The sequence below is a fragment of the Streptococcus sanguinis genome (genome assembly GCA_013378335.1).
Lineage (GTDB): Bacteria > Bacillota > Bacilli > Lactobacillales > Streptococcaceae > Streptococcus > Streptococcus sanguinis_I.
The window spans coordinates 1,770,607-1,788,236 of sequence record CP040556.1; the positions used below are offsets into that span (position 1 = coordinate 1,770,607).

Sequence of the window (17,630 nt, forward strand, 5' to 3'; positions counted from 1 at the left end):
CGCTGTTATTGAAAATTATTTTGTTATAATAAATTACAAGGAGGGAAGACAATGGAACATCTAGGACAGGTTTTTAGATTTTTTTCGCGAGGCAAGGCACATCTCTTTATCCGAGGCGACTGGCGGAGAATTTTCAAAATCGATGCTCTCTCGCTTTGAAAATGGGCAGAGCGAACTGTCGGCACAGAAACTTTTTAGCGCTCTCAGGGCCATCCACACGGAAACGGAAGAATTTACCATTGCAGCTGGCATCCAGGATCATCATTCTCACAAGGAACTCTTAAGCCAAATTCAAGATCTACTTCAAGCCAATCAGCTTAACCTCTTAGAAGAACTTTATCTGGAAAAAGAAAAAATCACGCGAAAAAGTAAAAGCGCTAGCGATTGGGTTGAGCGCCTGATTGTAAAGGCCTATCTCTGTGCCCTCAAAGAGTCTGAAAAAGCCCGACCAGAAGAGCTTGATTTCCTGCATGATTACCTCTTTTCAGTTGATATTTGGGGGCGCTACGAGCTCCATCTCTTCTCTGTCTGCACTCCGGTTTTATCTCTAGATTTGTTTTCCCAATACACCAAAGAAATCCTCTCAAGAAAGGATTTCGCAGCCTTGTTTGCCAACAATCGCAACACCCTGCACACTACCTTTCTTAATGGATATTTGCTAGCCATTAGTCAGGAAAATATCACCCAGGCAGACTATTTCCAACAAGTCATTGAGCGACACTTTTACGAAGAAAATGAGACTTACTTCCGAATTGTCTATCTCTTTGCTCAGGGAGAGTTGATCTGTTTGAAAGGGCAAACAGAAGAGGGACTCACTCAAATGAAGCAAGCTGTCGACATTTTCCGAATCTTGAACTGTCAGCATAGTGCTGACTATTATCAAGAAGCTCTTGATACTGCTTTTCAAAAATATAGTAAATAATACAAATCTCCATTTTTGAACTCAGCGATGTTGAGTTGGAAAGTGGAGTTTTTTGATGCAAAATACACTCCAACTTACTCATTTTAACAATTGCACTCAAAAATCGTTGAATATATGCAACATTTCCTGTGGCTTAGATTTTCTATTTTATACTAAAAACAGAAAGAGCTAGCGCAAGTCACTTTCAGAATTATACCACTTGCTTATGAAACCTAACCAGTTGCCGAAAAGCCCTTGTTTTTGGCTTTAAACGGTCTATAATGGCCATCAGAAAGAGAAAAAAAGCTAGATTACAGATGTGCCCAATCAGCTTTTATACACTCTTGTCGTTTAGAAAAGGAGTCTACGATGAAATTATTCTTTAAAAATGGGGTCTATGCCTCACTCAGCCTTTCCCGAATCTTCAATACCTTAGGAGCTTCTATTTTCAATATCGTTTTTGTGGTATTTGCTTCCAGCATGCCCAATCCCAAGTTTGCTATTGCTGTGGCTAATTTTATCGTCCTGGTTCCGACATTCTTTACTATCTTTGCTGGTATCAAAGCTGACAAGACCGTTCATAAGGCTCGTTGGCTGATTCATTTTGGTTATCTTCAGGCCCTGCTCTTTGTCCTTGTTGCCTTCATGACTCGCTCCAGCTCCTATCTAGCCTTTTCAGCCGTCTGCTTGATGAATATTCTTTCAGATATTATCAGCGACTATCGCAGCGGTCTCCAAATGCCGATTTTAAAAAAGAATGTTCCAGAGAAAGACCTTATGGAAGCTTTCTCTTTTACCCAGCTTATCAGCTTTCTTTGCAGCCTGGCCGGACAAGCTTTGGGAGTTTGGCTCTTAACCGTCAGCCAGCAAGACTTTTTCCTAGTTGCTTTGGTTAACGCCTTGACCTTTCTCCTATCCTCCACCATCCTCTATCTAGTCCGCCGCCGATTGACCCATGACCCCGTCGTAATTTCTGAGAAAAAAGCTCCTCTGAAGGAAGAGTTGAAGAAAATGTACACATCGTCCAAACTCATCTTCGAACAGAAAGGTTCTAACAGTTTTCTCAAACTGCTGGCTCAAATCCTAGTCGTCAACGCTATGGCAGGTTCTCTTATAGCTCTTTATAATCTCTACTTGCTGGACAATCCTATCTTCCAGCTGTCCTATAGCCAGTCGCTCTTGGTTCTTCAGACAGCTCTTGTCCTAGCCATGGTCATCGCTAGCCTGACTCCCCACGATTACTTTAGCCGCCTAGCGCTTAATCAGCTCATCATCTGGGCTGCTCTTACCATGATTCTGCTTGCTGTCAGCAACTTCTTGCATCTGCCTGTTTTCGTTGGCATTGCTTTTGGATTTTTACTAGCTTATATCTCTGGCAAAATAAACCCCAAAATTAATACTCTCTTACTGAGCAAGTTGTCTTCCGATGTTCTCGCTCAGACTTCCAGCTTTCTGAGTCTGCTCTTTTCTTTCTCTGTTCCCTTTGGTACTATGGTCTTCAGCAGTCTAGCCCTCTGGAATATGAATGCTAGCTGGCTCATCTTCAGCTTTATAGGTGTGATTGCTCTGCTCTTATCTATTGAGAAAAAGAAAGATGTTAATGAAAGATGATAGATTCTTGTTTCTAAATTTATTCTCCCAGAAGACAGCAAAAAACGATAACTTCCAAATAAAGAGTTATCGTTTTTGTGTATTAGAAAGCTAAAGATTAAGTTTCATTTAGTCTATTCTATTGCTATTAGTTCCAGCCGAAGCGTCTGCCTCTACCATTGCGGTCGAAGTACATCCAACTTCCATCTTCTAGCTGAATCCATTTATTGCGTGCCATTTCACCTGATTTCGGATCAAAGTAACGGTTAGCACCATTGACATAGACAACCTTGCCTTTGACTTGCTTGCCGTCTTGGTCGAAATAGAGGGTCTGTTGGCCGACCTGCTGCAGACCTGTTACTGCTTTACCAGCCTGATCGAAGTAATACCATTCATTCTTGGCACCTTCTGCAAACTTGCCGACTGCCATTTCTCCTGAATTAGCATCGAAGTAACGGATCGTTTTATCAGCCAGAGTTACGACTTGACCCTTGACTTGCTTGCCATCTTGGTCAAAGTAAAGCACTTGCTTGTTGATGGTTTGTAGACCAGTCACAGCCGTACCAGCCTGATCGAAGTAATACCATACATTCTTGGCACCTTCGACAAACTTGTTGACAGCCATTTCACCTGAGTTGGCATCAAAGTAACGGATACTCTTGTCTGCAAGTGTCACGACTTGACCCTTGACTTGCTTACCATCTTGGTCGAAGTAAAGTGTTTGCTGGCCAAGTTTTTGAAGACCTGTTACAGCAACACCATCTGCTCCGAAATAGTACCAGTCACTTGGATTATCTCCTTGGGCAAAGCGATTAGCAGCAGCGTTACCTGAATCCTTGTCAAAGTAACGAAGTTTACCATCCTTGGCACGCGCAATCTTGCCCTTGACTTGGTAGCCGTTTTGGTCGAAGAATTGCTGATTGCCACCCAGAGTTACCAAACCTCTAGCCATGACACCCTTGGCATCAAAGTAACGCCAGTTTTGGCCATCAGTAGTGTAGTAGCGATTAACGATTTTAGCACCAGTCTTATCGTAGTAGTACTGATTGCCATTTTCATCTTCACGGAGAGAGTCTCGCAGCTGAATACCATTCTTGAGGAAATAAACTTGCTTGCCATCAATTTCTTGCGCGCCTGTCACCAGATAGCCGCGGTTATCGAAGTAATACCAATTTCCATTTTCATCTTGGATAAAGGAATTTCTAGCTTGATAGCCACTAGTTGAATAGTACTTGAACCCAGTAGTATCTTTGACAAATCCTGTATAAGCTTTCTTATTGACCAGTTGCTTAGGCAGTACCATCTCACCATTCTTGTTGTTGAGATATTCGTTGCTAGCCCAGTCTTTAAGAACATAGTAAGCACCACGACCCAAGATATTGGTACCGTTGAAGTATTTGGCTGACCACTTGGTAATCTTCTCATCAGTCGTCATCTTTTGACCGTTGGAAATTTGTACTCGTTCAAAGATTTCCGGGTATTTAGCTTTGAGTTCATCCAAGAAGGCTCCACCATACTTGCCTTGATAGTCTGTACCATTCGTTCTAGTATTGGCAACGTAAAGTTTTTCCTTGATTTCTGCGCCTTCACGGTAGGTTCCGTAGTTATTGACACGAGTTGCTGTTACTACTTCCTTGCCTGGCAGATTGTAGATTTGGTCTGGAACCCAGTCTGCAATGGCTTGGATATTGACACTATGAAGAGCACGGAGAGCATTGAGCAAGTCATTTAAAGAACCATATTTATTGTTCTTGCTCATTGCCATATCATAGCGGTCTTCAAAGGCATAACCATTCTGGATGATAGAGTCTAGGAAAGTACCGTCTTGGCTAGATACATACTGAGGTGGCAGCTCAAACGAAGTCACTCCCCATTCCTTGAAGAGGTTGACATTTTTAGCAATGACTTTATTAGTATACTGGTCATCACGGGTTGCAAAGTCTTGGAAGTTAGAGAAACCTTCGTAAATCAGCTGAGAATCAAGGGCTGCGCTAGATTCGTAAACCTGACCGCTGGCATTTTTCTTCTTGCTGGCTGTTACACGTGCATCCTGATCTGCCTTAGCACCAACTGGTACCCAAACAGCCAGATAACCAGAAACTTGGACATTGCTGTAGCCTGCGATATCATTCATATCAAAGGTCAAAATACCATTGGCATCTGTCTTCTTCCAGAGCGATTGCGGCACTTCTTCGTCAGTTAGATAGCGGGAAATGCCATCTTTAGTCGTCAAGAGTACAGGACGGTAGTATTGATTCTTATGGGCTGCTCCCATATTGACTTGCAGTTTATCCCACTCGTTCAGCTTGAGATTCGGGTTATTAGAAGCAATAACTGCCATCCCTTGGGTACGGGTCTCTTCTGTTCCTTCATCCGTTGCTTCGTTGGCACCAGTACCATAACGAACAGAAGTCAAAATTCCATTGTAAGACCATTTATCCGCCTCACGAGGCACACCCATATAGGTGACTTTCATGTCCTGACCGCCAGCTACATACTTAATACGAGCCCGTAACAAGGCATCGATAGCGTCATAGTAAGGAGATTTCTTCTCCATATATTGGCCGTCATCTGTATAGAGATCACCATAGTAGACCCGAGTGACAGAGTCTTTATTGGAGAGCATGAGAGCATGAGCAGTTGGGATATTGAACTGCGTATACTTCTTGTCCGCCTTGCGCATATCTTCGTTGTAGATCTTGAAGGCTTGCTTGAGCTCATCCATGGTAAAGGTCAAACCATCAGTATTTGGATTGATATTTTCCCGAATGATGTCGGCAATAACGGTTTGCACTTCACTGTCATGAGCCCGAACAAAGATATAGTTGGCCATCCGCTCGCCATTTTTCTTTTCAGTAGAACGGTCATTCAGACTATTAGTAATCGTTGGCTCTACTCCGCTACGGACAGAAAGCTTACGCATGAAGGAATAAAGCAAGGACAGACGAAGTTTGTTGTCAATCGCTAATTGAGCACCCTTGGTGTCTTTATTATAGTCAGGGTCGTTGTCAGACCAAGCTTCTAAAATAGACAGGTGCTTAATAGCCTGCTCTTCACTTTCTCCAACCTTGTAGCGAGACTTGAAGTAGTCAGAGGCAATTTGGAGCAAGTCCGCATTGACGTTGTCTACCGCATCGACACGAACCCCGTCAAAGTTAGCAGTCGGATCATTGGCTACGATGCTTCCGAAGTTCATCATAAAGTGCAGCCAGTTGAGTTGCTCAGCCTGAACAGCTGGATTAGAGTTGTCAAAGTCGTTAGCTAGCAGGAACTCATAACCACCGGTTGACTTGTCAATGAAGTACTTAGGTGTACCAGTTTGGTTGGTTGGTGTGCGGTTCAGGATGCGGTACTTAGAATTAGCATGAGAAGTCTTCTCACTATTAGTATAAAGCAGAGCTCCGCCTTGCAAGTGATCCTTATTAGTACCGGTTGTTTCAGACTCCGTCTTGATGTTCCAGTTTGGCTGAGTTTTGACAAATGCGCCCATCAGTGTTCTCAGCCATTTAGTATCGCCTTCTTTACCGATTCTTTCTTCAATTTTGCGCTGAACCTGCTGAGAAGCACCTGTCAGGATAGCTTGTTCCACTTTGTTTTCAAAAGCTCCTGCTCCCAGGCCTTGCTGGTTCATATAGTTGAGATAGCTAACCTGCGTTTGCTTATCAGGCCACCAAGCCATTAAAAGGGGACGTAGGTCTGTTTCTGTTGATGCTGTCCATGTTTTTCCATCCTTGAGGATAGCTTTTGGACGGTACCAGCTATCTGCTGTCAAATAGCCATCTACTGTTTCGATGTCCTTATCCGTTGTACCATGGAAGGCATTCATTCTGGTAAATTCATTGTTGAGGCTGCTAGTACCTTGCTGGAATTGATACTCAGCTGAATCAATCAATGCTCCGGTCTCTGCATCGAAATAAAGAATTTTTCCATTGAGTTCAACTGCAAAATTCTTTTTAACTGTACCGTCGTCCTGAACATAGTATTTCTTGCCATCAATGGTCTTGATGTGAGCCAACACATCATCATCATGCTCAGTATTCACAGGCGCATCTTGAGCTTGAGCAGCCACCATTTTTTCAGCTATTGCTCCCTGTCTTTGAGCAGGTTCTGGTAAACGGTCTTTCTTTGCAACTTTTGGATTTGCAACAATCTTGTCTGAAACAGTCTTTTTTGCTTGTTTGTCAACAGCCTGCTTTTGAACAGTTGCTGGACTTGCTTGTCTATCCTGATTAGCTGCTTCCGTTTTAGCAGTTTCTGATGCTGTGTTAGCTGCTTTTGCTTCTTCAACAACGGCTGCCTTTTCTGTAGCTGCTGCTTCTGCTACTGCCGGCTTAGCTGGCTCTTGAGTATCAGTTTTAGCAGCTGCCTCTGTATTTCCTGCACTCTCAGCAGTCTTTTCACTAGCTACAGCAGCATCAGTCCCCTTGTCTGCAGAAGTTGCTTTTTCTGCTTCTAGTTGAGAAGCTGAGCTAGCTTGTGCTTGGGCAGCTTGATCCGGGCTACCAGTCTGGACTGTAGTTGACTCTTGAACTGCCACCTGCTTAACATCATCGGCATGGACAAGACCTGCTTCTAGACCAAGTACTTTTGGTGCTACAATAAGTGCTAAGGTAGTCACACCGATGGCTACCCAATTCTTCTTAACTTTATGCATCTTATAATGAATTTTTTTCTCCATCATAAAACCTCCTTCTGAATTTGGTATAAAGTTTTACCTTTATTTTATCCTTTTTCAGAGGAGGGCCTATTTTATTTGCACATCTGCAACTGCGAAAGGCAAATTCTTTCAAACTGGGCTTTGAGCTTCTGAGCAACACCGAAGGAATCTAAAAATTCCAAAAGAGATAGGCATTGCTCAATATCACTCAGAGCATGGCTATTCCCAACCTTATAGGAATAAAGCGCCTTATGATACTTAATCAGCATCCGATCATAGAGATCTGTTTCAGGGATTTTTGAATGGTCAATATAATTGAGGAACTTCATAGCAATCTGTAGATGATTTCCCTCTATACAAACGCTGATAACATTGAGCAGCATCTTGATAATACGCCGGCGATTCTCCGGTAGGTCATTATAAAACTGGGTCCGATTGATCATCTCGCTGGCAAAGGTTTCCAGTGTTTCCAAGGTCAAGAGATCCACACTATTAGTAAAGAGCCAAAGCTCGTAGCGTCCCCACTCCTCGACTGAAAAAAGGTGATCGGTCAGAAATTCTATATCTTTCTTGCTAATCTGAAAATCTGGATTGCAGGAAGACAGAACTGCTCTGACGACAATCGTATTGAGCCTGTAATTCTTTTTCTCAGGAAATTTTTCAACCAAGGCTTCCGAACTAGCTAAAATACTTTGGAGCTTGACAACATTGTTTTCCTGATAAGCATCAGCTACTTTTTTTGAGAAGAGCGCATCATCTGCCTCAATGTAGTTATGATAAACATACTGGAACTCGTCTAGAGAAACAGCCATATTCTTCAAGCAGCAATAGAAAGAATCAAGCGTGATGCCACTGACTCCCCGCTCAAAACGAGACAGCTGAGCCACTGAAATATCTCCGGCTGCCGCTTCTTTAAGGGACATGTTTTTTGATTCTCTAATGACTTTGAAAATTTTTCCAAATGTTTTCAACATACCGAACCCCCGGTTTCATATATGCAATAAAAAATTCCTACTAAGTTTAATATACTCGTAATATATTTCTTTTTTATTACAGAAAAATTACTTTGTGTTTCCAAATAATACAAATAGATTAATTTGACTGATAGAACAACTCAATATAGTGACTTTTTCTGAAATTTTTCTGGTTTTCAAGAAAATGCTTATTTTATAAGAAAGCAAGAAGGGCTCAACCTGACAACTTGAAAACACTGACTTTTTCTAATCTAAGTCTTTAACTAATACAAAAATAAAATTGGATTATCTAAGTTTTTCTAGAAACTTGAAATAAAATTGTAACACAATCTGAGAGAACATCCTTTTAGACATGACTTAAAGGAAGGAAAATGAATCCACCTAATGAACTAAAATAGATTTGACTAAAAAAAAGAGGGAATAGAATCATAAAATTCCCCCTCTTCTATTCCCTTCCGTATCAATTAGGCCAATCAGCCATGTGGTCATACCCTTCGTCTATGGAATAGCCTATACTACCACGATAAGAGTATTCTAACAACGATACTGACCCTTCAGTCAAGTCTTGGTCACTGTCGTTCTTATTTAACTGGACTAACTTTCCGTCCTTAACTTTAGCAAAAAATTGCTTTTTGCTAGTAACATTATCCTTGTCTCTCTCTTCTATCTCAAAGACATAGTTTCCTGTCTGAAAGAGGGAATAGTCCATATCATGGAAGAATTTTTCTCCTGAATCTGAATCAAAGAGTCTTTGCTTCAGATTCAGCTCAATTCTAATACTGATCCAAACATCTTCTTTTTCTAGCAATTTCTCATCAGTAAGATCAAAGAGAGAATTTAACTTGAAATCTTTTTCCTCAAAGCTCTTGGGTTTTGAGCGCTTAGGATTAGTTATGTACTCTACAGAAACCTCTGTATTCCCATAATGAGGAATGATATTAACACTCTCATCTATATTATCTAGACTTTTTTCTACATTTTCTTTCGTTTTGATTAGATTTTCTTGACTATTTTCCTTTTGGAGAATAACTCGCAGAATGGGAGAAGGTGTTGTTTTCGGATCAATAAACGCAGCTTCTTCAATGCTTCCCGCCTTATTGACTCGAACTTCTTCATAGAAAGAATGCTTGCCAATAGTTACTTTAAATTTCCCGATTGGGTATATATCATTAAAGTCTGGATTATTCGAATCATCTTCCCCATAACCACTTGGTACAGTCTCCACCTTGGCATCCATACCACGCTTTTTATATTCCTGCTCCAAACTGCTCAGAACCCGCTCTGTTCGTGTTAGTTGGGGAATGACAGGCTGAAAAAAAGCTACAATCATGAGCAAAGTTAGCACGCCATTAACCACATGCCCTGCCCAGAGCAGTGCCTTCTTTCTTTGTCCTTTGAGTCCATACCGACCGTAAAGATAGCTGAGGAAAGGCAAAATCGAGCATAGTGGCACAACCTCAATCAACCAGCGATAAGGTTCTATGGTTCGCGTATCTTTCAAAGCAGAGATGAATGGAAATAGCTGAAGTAAGAGAGTCAGAATTAAACTGATTGGAGCCAGATAAAGCGAATCCTTGCTTGTCTTTATACTCTGAATCAGCGAACGAAAGCTCAAAATCAGATAAATAAACAGATAGATCAGAACAACAAACTTAAAAATCATACTAAATATCATAAACTGCATTAATATGCTTGTCTTGCCTGAACTCAGAAATTCTATAGTAGATAGCAGTAGAACTATTACTGCATAGCCACCCAAAGGGGCTATTATTATAGACAGAATCCAATTAACAATATAAAAAATTGTAAATAAATCTTTAGAGGCTTTTAGTTTTTTCATTACATTTCCTAATTACTATATTATTCATCTATCATTATAGCATAAACAATAAAAAAACTGAGAATTTTCCCAGTTTTTACATCTGTCTCAAGCGCTCCACCCGCTCTGAGATAGGAGGGTGTGTATAGAAGAGTTTCTTCAGTCCACCTTCTTTCTTAGGGTCGCTGATATAGAGAGCTGCGCTTGCATCATCAACATGATGCTCCATAGGCTCACTGCGATCCAGCTTGAGCAGGGCGTTGATCATCCCTTGCGGATTGCGGGTCAGCTCTACACTGGAAGCATCAGCCAGAAACTCCCGCTGACGAGAAATGGCCAACTGCACCAAGGTAGCTGCCAGAGGAGCTAAAACGATAGCAATCAATGATACGATAAGGAGAATAATTCCCAAACCACTATCATTATCTCGATCATTACTACTGCGCCGTCCACCACCAAACCACATCATCCGGCCAGCCAGGCTAGACAACATGGTAATAGCACTGGCCAAAGCCACAGCAATCGTTGAAATTCGGATATCGTAATTGCGAATATGACTGACTTCATGGCCAATCACTCCCTCAAGCTCCTCACGATTCATGATTTGCAAGATACCTGTCGTTGCTGCCACAGCTGCATTTTCAGGCTTAGAACCGGTCGCAAAAGCATTGGGAGAAGGATCCTCTACGATATAGACCCGAGGCATAGGAATCTGAGCGACCATGGCCATATCTTGTACGATATGATAAAGCTCAGGCGCTTCCTGCTCAGAGACCTCACGGGCTCCATTCATAGCCATGACAACCTCTGTAGACTGGAAAATCATCACTCCGGCATAAATAGCTCCGATAATCAAGGCTAGCAAGACACCACCTACAGCAGACCGCAGCCAGAGATAGCCTATAGCTGCTCCAACAAGAGCTAAGAGGCCGAAAAAAGCGATAAGGAGGAGCCAAGTCCTCCTTTTATTGCTGGCAATTTGATCAAATAGCATCTTAGTCACCTAGTCCAGTGCTGCCAAAGTCAACTTTTGGTACAGCCTTTTCTTCTTCTGGTGTCTTGAGGAAGTCTGCAGCTTTAAAGCCAAACATTCCTGCAACAATATTGCTTGGGAAAGTTTCCAGCTTGACATTGTAGTTGCTAGTTACTGAATTATAAAGCTGACGAGAATAAGCAATTTTATTTTCTGTATTGGTCAGCTCTTCCTGCAACTTCAGGTAGTTGGTGTTAGCTTTCAGATCTGGATAGCTTTCAGCTACTGCAAAGATTCCAGAAATCTGACGAGAAAGGGCGTCACTGGCTTGCATGGCTTCGGCAGGTGAAGCAGCTGAAGCTACCTGGTTGCGCAGTTGTGTTACCTTTTCCAAGGTTGCCTGCTCGTACTTGCCATAGCCTTTGACCGTTTCCAAGAGGTTAGGAATCAGGTCATTACGGCGTTTGAGCTGCACATCAATCTGGCTCCAAGCTTCCTGAGTCTGCATGCGGCTTTTAACTAAGGTATTGTACGCACCAACGACAAAGAATGCTAAAACCGCGACAATAATAAGAACAATAATAAAAGTCATGATATACTCCTTCAATTTTGATTAGACTTATTATATCAAAAAATAGTAGAACTGTCTTTATTCTTGACATGGATTTAGAAAAGATGTATGATAAAGGAAAGAATATACCGACTGTCGGTCGAATAAAATTTTACTACCGAAAAGGATACAAACATGGCCAATAAAAAAGACTTTATCTTAGATACCGCTCAGGAGCTTTTTATGGAGCAAGGCTTTGACCAGACCTCTATCTCCCAGATTTTAGAAGCGACTCAAATCGCCCGTGGTACTCTCTACTATTACTTTTCTTCTAAGGAAGAGATAATGGATGCCATCATTGAGCGAACCATTGAAAGAGCATTTACAGCTTCCCAAGCCTTTGCTGATAATCGTGAACTGACTGTTCTGGAGCGCTTGGCTGGCAGCATGGCTGCACTGAATCTCAATCACCAAGAGGGAGAGGAAGTGCTGCTGCATCTCAATCAGCCACAAAATGCGCTCCTGCACGAAAAAACCAATCAAATTCTTCTTGAACGGGCACCTCAAATTTTACTCCCCATCATCCAAGACGGCATCGCCGCTGGAGACATGAAGACCGACTATCCCTACGAAAGCCTGGAAATGATTCTTACTTATTCACTACAAGCTTTTGGCAGCAGTTTTCAGGCTCTACCCCCAGAAAAACAGCAGCAAAAACTGCAAGCTTTTCTCTATCTTTTAGAAACTCTTTTTCACAGCCGGCAAGGCTACTTCAATCCCTTTCTAGACTTGATTCAGACTCAAAGCAGCTAAAAAAATAAGCACTAGATTCACTATTTACACTTACTTGACGTCACAAGATTAGGAGGCAACTATGAAACAATCAGGCTTTAGACTCTTTTTATTGATTTGGATAGGAAGCCTCATTTCAGAAATCGGCTCTGGTATGACTTCTTTCGCTTTAGGAGTTTATATCTTCCAGCTGACCGGTTTGGTTTCTGTTTCTTCTTTTGTTACTCTTTGTGCTTTCCTGCCCGGTCTTTTGGTCACCCCTCTGGCTGGAATTCTAGCAGATCGCTATGACCGAAGATTGCTGATGGCTCTGGGAGATGGCCTGTCAGGCTTAGGAGTTCTCTGGATTTACTTTAGTCTGAAGAATCCTGCTTTGATTTTTATCTGTATCGGAGCTGCCATTAGCTCACTCTTTTCAGCCTTGGTCAATCCGGCCTTTCGAGCTACGATTTCCGACTTGCTGCCTGAGGACCAGTTATCAAAAGCAACTGGTTTGTCCCAGATTAATGGCATTGCCCGCTATCTGATTTCACCAGCCTTGGCTGGAATGATTTTAGCGAGTGGACATATCAGCACGATTCTGTTGCTGGACTTTTCAACTATTTTCGTGACAGTAGCCTGCACCTTGCTCGCTCGTAGAGCCATTCATTCGCAAGTTTATAGCAGTGATAGTCGTTTCTGGGCTGATTTCCTTAAAGGTTTTCAAATCGTCTATGGAAAAAAAGGCATCTGGATTTTAGTCCTAGCTGGAACAGGCTTTTCCTTCTTTTTGGGAACAGTCCAAATCCTGCTTTCTCCCTTGGTGCTGGCTTTCTCAGACGCCAAAACAACCGGCTGGGTGATGACCATCTCTAGCAGTGGTATGCTGATTGGAGGCTTGGTTCTGGGGATATTTGCTATCAAAAAACACTTCCATCGTATGCTCTGCCTATCTCTATTTCTACTGGGACTCTTCATGCTTGGGCTGGGCATGAAGGAAAACTTCATCTGGATTTGCAGCTTTGGCTTTCTCCTCTTTGCTGCTCTGCCTTTTGCCAATACTGCCATTGACTATCTGGTCCGCATCAATATCAATAAAGCGGATCAGGGCAAGGTCTGGGGAACCATTGGGATTATTTCTCAGCTGGGCTATGTGCTAGCTTATGCTGGCATGGGTTGGGTCGCGGATACTCTTTTCAAGCCCTCACTGACTTACTTTGGCTGGCTGGCAAATTCTGTCGGAAAAATCATCGGTGTTGGCGGAGGCAGAGGATACGGTCTGCTCTTTATCCTATCCGGTATCTCTATCAGCATCGGTGCTTACCTGCTCTCCCGAGCACGTTCAGTAAAGGAGCTGGAATATATTTCAACGCTTGATAAAAAATGATTTAAAAGAAAACAAAGTCAGTATGCTGGTCATCGGGCTTTTCCTGCTTCTGACGCTGACCCTAAGCTTTGCAGCCACGCGCTTGACCGTCAGTCTTAGCAACTCGATTGAGCGCTTTGTAGAAACAGCCAAAAGCCCTCATCTCTTACAAATGCACAGCGGAAGCATTAACCGAGAACGACTGCAAAACTTTGTCCAGCAGCATCCAGAAATTGCCTCTTGGCAGCTGACAGACTTTGTCAATGTAGAAGGATCAGCCATCCACATCAATGAGAAAGACTCGCTTCAGGACAGCTCGCAGGATAATGGCTTTTCCAGTCAGAACCAAAACTTTGACTTTCTGCTAGATCAGAATAACCAGCCAGCCCAGCCTCGGCCGGGGCAACTATATATCCCGCTCTACTACTACAACAGCGGAAAAATCAAAATCGGTGACCAAATAAGGGTCGGCAAACTGCAGCTAACTGTCCAGGGCTTTATCCGAGATGCCCAGATGAATGCTGGTCTGGTCTCCTCCAAGCGCTTCCTCATCTCGCAGGCTGATTTGCAGACTCTGAAAAAAGAAGCATTTGCATCTAATGAGAAGCTGATTGCTTTTCGAGTACATAAGTTTAGCCAGATCTCAACCATTGAGCAAGCCTATAAAAATGCAGAGCTTGAGTCCAATGGACCGCCTATGATTACCTATCCGACCATCAAAATAATCGATGGCTTCAATGATGCTCTAGTCATCCTGGTCATGGGACTGCTGGTTGTGGCCATTATTGGTATCACCTTTCTCTGCATGCGCTTTGCCCTCTTGACCAAGATTCAAGAAGAACTGCAGCAGATTGCCCTTATGAAGGTGATGGGACTGACTGCCCCAAAGCTTTATCAGCAGGGTCTACCTGACCAAGTATTATTTCTGTCTGGCTCTGGCAACCATCATAGGATGGGGACTGTCCTTTCTTCTGAGTGCTCCTTTTAAAAAACAGATGGTATTGTCTATGGGGCAAAGCCCGACGCCCTTCTATAGCTATCTTTTGGAAATGCTAGTGGCTCTGTTGCTCTGTCTCTTAGTCTTCTGGCTGACTGCCCGGCCTCTCAGCTCCTTTAAGAAAATGACGCCCGGCCAAGCTTTAAGATTAGCTTCTTCCAACAGTCTGACCGAGACTCGTTCTACTCCCAAAATGGGCTTACCGCCTATTCCCTTTTTAGACAGAGCCTATTTCGCTCTGAAAACGATTCTAAATCATAAAAAACTCTATTTGACTATATTGTTCATTGTCAGTCTGATTAGCCTGCTTATCCTGCTGCCAGCCAGTCTCTATAGCACTGTGATGGACAAAAACTTCATCCAGTATCTAGGAGCTGGTCAGGCAGATGTGTTGGTTGATATTTCTCAGACTGATGATATCAATATCAAGACAGCCCAGCTTCTGAAAGAACTGCAAGCAGACAAGGATATCGCAGAGATTAATCAGTACCAAAGCCAGAATTTCTCCTATCAAGACCAGCAAGGTCAAACCCAGCAGTTGCGGGTAACTCTGGAAAACCATGCAGGATTTCCAGTCAAATACAGCCAAGGCCGCTATCCTAAAAACGAGCATGAAATTGCCCTCTCCAAGCTGCAGGCAGAAGAGCTCAAGCTAAAAGTAGGAGACAGCTTGACCTTGACGGTAGACGGTCAAGCAAGAAAACTAAAAATAGTCGGTATCTACTCAGACCTGACCTACGGTGGCAAGACCGCCAAGGCTGTCTTTGTGACAAAGCAAGCCCAAACGCTCAATAGTCTGACGACCATCCGACTTAAAAATCCTAGCAACAAAGCTAAAAAAATCAACGAGTGGAAGAAACGATATTCCAACTATAAATTAACCGATGTAGAAGACTTTTTCCATCAGACTTTTGATGACACTCTAGCCATGCTCCGCCTGATTCAGACCAGCGTTTTCTGGACAGGACTGGCCATCATCTTCATCCTTATGACTCTCTTTGTCTATATGATTTTCACCAAGGACCAATCCGATTTGGCACTTTATCGGATGCTGGGATTTGGCAGTGAACGACTCAGGAGTCACTACCTGCTAGCTATCTGCTTTATCTTGATGCTGGCTCTGGCAATAGCCAACCTGCTGCTCCTTAGTCTGGGGCAAGAAGTTTGCAGTTTGCTACTCAGCAGCTTCGGTATCAGCAAGCTCCAGCTCATCATCAATAAGTCCTTTACTTTTCTATGGACACCGCTGGCTCTGCTTCTTAGTGGACTCACAGCAGCACACATAAGTCTCCGAGCGCTGAACAATCTAGAAATTGGACGTTATCTCAAGGAACATTGACCTTAAGCAGATAGCTTCCGAGCGCTTAGCATTTATTTTGCATCCGAGGAGAAGACTATGTTATTAGAAGCACATAACCTCAGCAAAAGCTATCAGGAAAATCAGGAGCCCATTCTCCGTGATTTGTCGCTGGAGATTGGAAGCGGCCAATTCATCGCCATCATGGGACCTTCTGGCTGCGGGAAATCCACTCTTCTCAATCTTCTGTCCACTATTGACAAACCTGATCAAGGACAGATTCTTTACGAGGAACAGGACTTGCTGGCTATGAAAGACAAGGACTTGGACCGTCTTCGAAGAGAGGCTTTCGGCTTTGTCTTCCAGCAGGCAACCTTCCTGAAAAATCTCAATATCCTAGACAATATCTGCCTACCGAGTATTATCGGTAAGAAAGGCAGCGAGCGAAAGGCAGCCTATGAGCGAGCCAAGGACTTAATGGCTCTGACCGGGATTAAGGACATTGCTCACCGCACTATCCATCAGGTATCGGGCGGCCAACTCCAGCGAGCCGGCATCTGCCGGGCTCTCATGAACCAGCCTCGAATCATTTTTGCTGACGAACCTACTGGGGCGCTCAACTCTCAAGCCGGCCGTCAGGCTATGGAGCTCATGCAGCACTTCCACCAGCAGGGTGCAAGTATCCTTCTGGTAACCCACGATGCCAGCGTGGCTACCTATGCCGACAAGGTACTGCTCATTTTAGATGGCAAGATCAAAAAAGAAGTTCTCTTTGACCCAGCTGCCCATCAAGATGAGCGACGTCAGCTGCTCTTGGCGGAGCTCAATCAGATTGGCATATGAAAAAAGAAGCCCTTTGGCAGAATGCCGGGGTCTCCTTTTTATGATATAATAGGATGAATACTGACAAACAAGGATGAAACTATGACACCGCAAGAATTTTACCAGCTCTTAGCCCAGCAGGGAATCGAGCTGACCGACCGCCAGAAAGACCAGTTTGAGCGTTATTTTGAACTCTTGGTCGAATGGAATGAAAAAATCAATCTGACAGCTATCACCGAGAAAAATGAAGTCTATCTCAAACATTTCTATGATTCAATTGCACCCGTTTTGCAAGGCCTGATTGATAATCAAGAGCTTAAGCTGCTGGACATCGGAGCTGGTGCCGGCTTTCCTAGCCTCCCTATGAAAATCATCTGTCCTCAGCTGGATGTGACCATCATTGACTCCCTCAACAAACGAATCAATTTCCTCAAACTGCTGGCAGAGGAGCTGGAGCTGGACAAGGTTCACTTCTACCACGGCCGCGCAGAAGACCTTGCTCAGGACAAGGCCTTTCGGGCTCAATTTGACCTGGTCACTGCTCGTGCAGTCGCTCGGATGCAGGTTCTGTCTGAGCTGACTATTCCCTACCTCAAGGTTGGTGGCAAGCTTCTGGCCCTCAAGGCGTCCAATGCCCCCGAGGAACTATATGAAGCCAAAAATGCCCTGAACCTGCTCTTTAGCAAGTTCCAAGACAACCTCAGCTATGCCCTACCAAACGGTGACCCTCGCTTTATCACAGTGGTGGAAAAGAAGAAAGAAACCCCCAATAAATACCCCCGCAAAGCAGGCATGCCAAACAAAAGACCATTATAAAAAGCAAGAGTCTGGGACAAAAGTCCAACCTCAAATATAAAAAGCGAACAAAACTAGTTTTCTGGTAATCAGAATTCTGCTTTGTTCGCTTTTCGTA

General features: G+C 43.3%; 10 protein-coding genes and 2 pseudogenes. 7 read left to right on the forward strand and 5 right to left on the reverse strand.

The features are described from left to right. Positions 1 to 51: 51 nt before the first annotated feature. Positions 52 to 922: pseudogene (locus FFV08_09085) on the forward strand (XRE family transcriptional regulator). Between the two features lie 348 nt (positions 923 to 1,270). After that, on the forward strand, positions 1,271 to 2,512 hold the full coding sequence (locus FFV08_09090) for an MFS transporter (GenBank protein QLB52740.1): 1,242 nt from the start codon (positions 1,271 to 1,273) through the stop codon (positions 2,510 to 2,512). A 127-nt stretch (positions 2,513 to 2,639) separates the two neighbouring features. Here FFV08_09090 and FFV08_09095 read toward each other — a convergent pair whose 3' ends face one another. The 5 genes from FFV08_09095 to FFV08_09115 form a co-directional block, all read right to left on the reverse strand. After that, entirely contained in the window at positions 2,640 to 7,172 is a 4,533-nt protein-coding gene (locus FFV08_09095) for a glucosyltransferase (protein ID QLB52741.1), read from the reverse strand. 68 nt (positions 7,173 to 7,240) lie between these two features. Beyond that, the gene (locus tag FFV08_09100; protein QLB52742.1) at positions 7,241 to 8,122 is read right to left on the reverse strand and encodes an XRE family transcriptional regulator; all 882 of its coding nucleotides are present in this window, start codon (positions 8,120 to 8,122) and stop codon (positions 7,241 to 7,243) included. Between the two features lie 460 nt (positions 8,123 to 8,582). Continuing rightward, on the reverse strand, positions 8,583 to 9,962 hold the full coding sequence (locus FFV08_09105; GenBank protein QLB52743.1) for an ABC transporter permease: 1,380 nt from the start codon (positions 9,960 to 9,962) through the stop codon (positions 8,583 to 8,585). Between the two features lie 76 nt (positions 9,963 to 10,038). Beyond that, positions 10,039 to 10,935: a zinc metalloprotease HtpX gene (gene htpX, locus FFV08_09110; GenBank protein QLB52744.1), complete on the reverse strand. Its 897-nt coding sequence runs from the start codon at positions 10,933 to 10,935 to the stop codon at positions 10,039 to 10,041. 1 nt (position 10,936) lies between these two features. Further along, positions 10,937 to 11,506 (reverse strand): LemA family protein, encoded by a 570-nt coding sequence (locus tag FFV08_09115; protein ID QLB52745.1) that lies wholly within the window; start codon positions 11,504 to 11,506, stop codon positions 10,937 to 10,939. A gap of 153 nt (positions 11,507 to 11,659) precedes the next feature. Here FFV08_09115 and FFV08_09120 point away from each other — a divergent pair, with 153 nt between their 5' ends. From FFV08_09120 to rsmG, 5 genes and pseudogenes are all read left to right on the forward strand, one after another. Then, positions 11,660 to 12,277, forward strand: a complete 618-nt coding sequence (locus tag FFV08_09120) for a TetR/AcrR family transcriptional regulator (GenBank protein QLB52746.1) — start codon at positions 11,660 to 11,662, stop codon at positions 12,275 to 12,277. A 61-nt stretch (positions 12,278 to 12,338) separates the two neighbouring features. Next, complete coding sequence (locus tag FFV08_09125; protein QLB52747.1) at positions 12,339 to 13,622, forward strand: MFS transporter; 1,284 nt, start codon at positions 12,339 to 12,341, stop codon at positions 13,620 to 13,622. Then, positions 13,597 to 15,937, forward strand: a pseudogene (locus FFV08_09130) (FtsX-like permease family protein). Before FFV08_09125 ends, FFV08_09130 begins: the two are co-directional and overlap by 26 nt. 57 nt (positions 15,938 to 15,994) lie before the next feature. Beyond that, positions 15,995 to 16,738 (forward strand): ABC transporter ATP-binding protein, encoded by a 744-nt coding sequence (locus FFV08_09135; protein QLB52748.1) that lies wholly within the window; start codon positions 15,995 to 15,997, stop codon positions 16,736 to 16,738. An 81-nt stretch (positions 16,739 to 16,819) separates the two neighbouring features. Continuing rightward, a complete protein-coding gene (gene rsmG / locus FFV08_09140) occupies positions 16,820 to 17,533 on the forward strand; it encodes a 16S rRNA (guanine(527)-N(7))-methyltransferase RsmG (protein ID QLB52749.1) in 714 nt (237 codons plus the stop codon). Positions 17,534 to 17,630 lie beyond the last annotated feature (97 nt).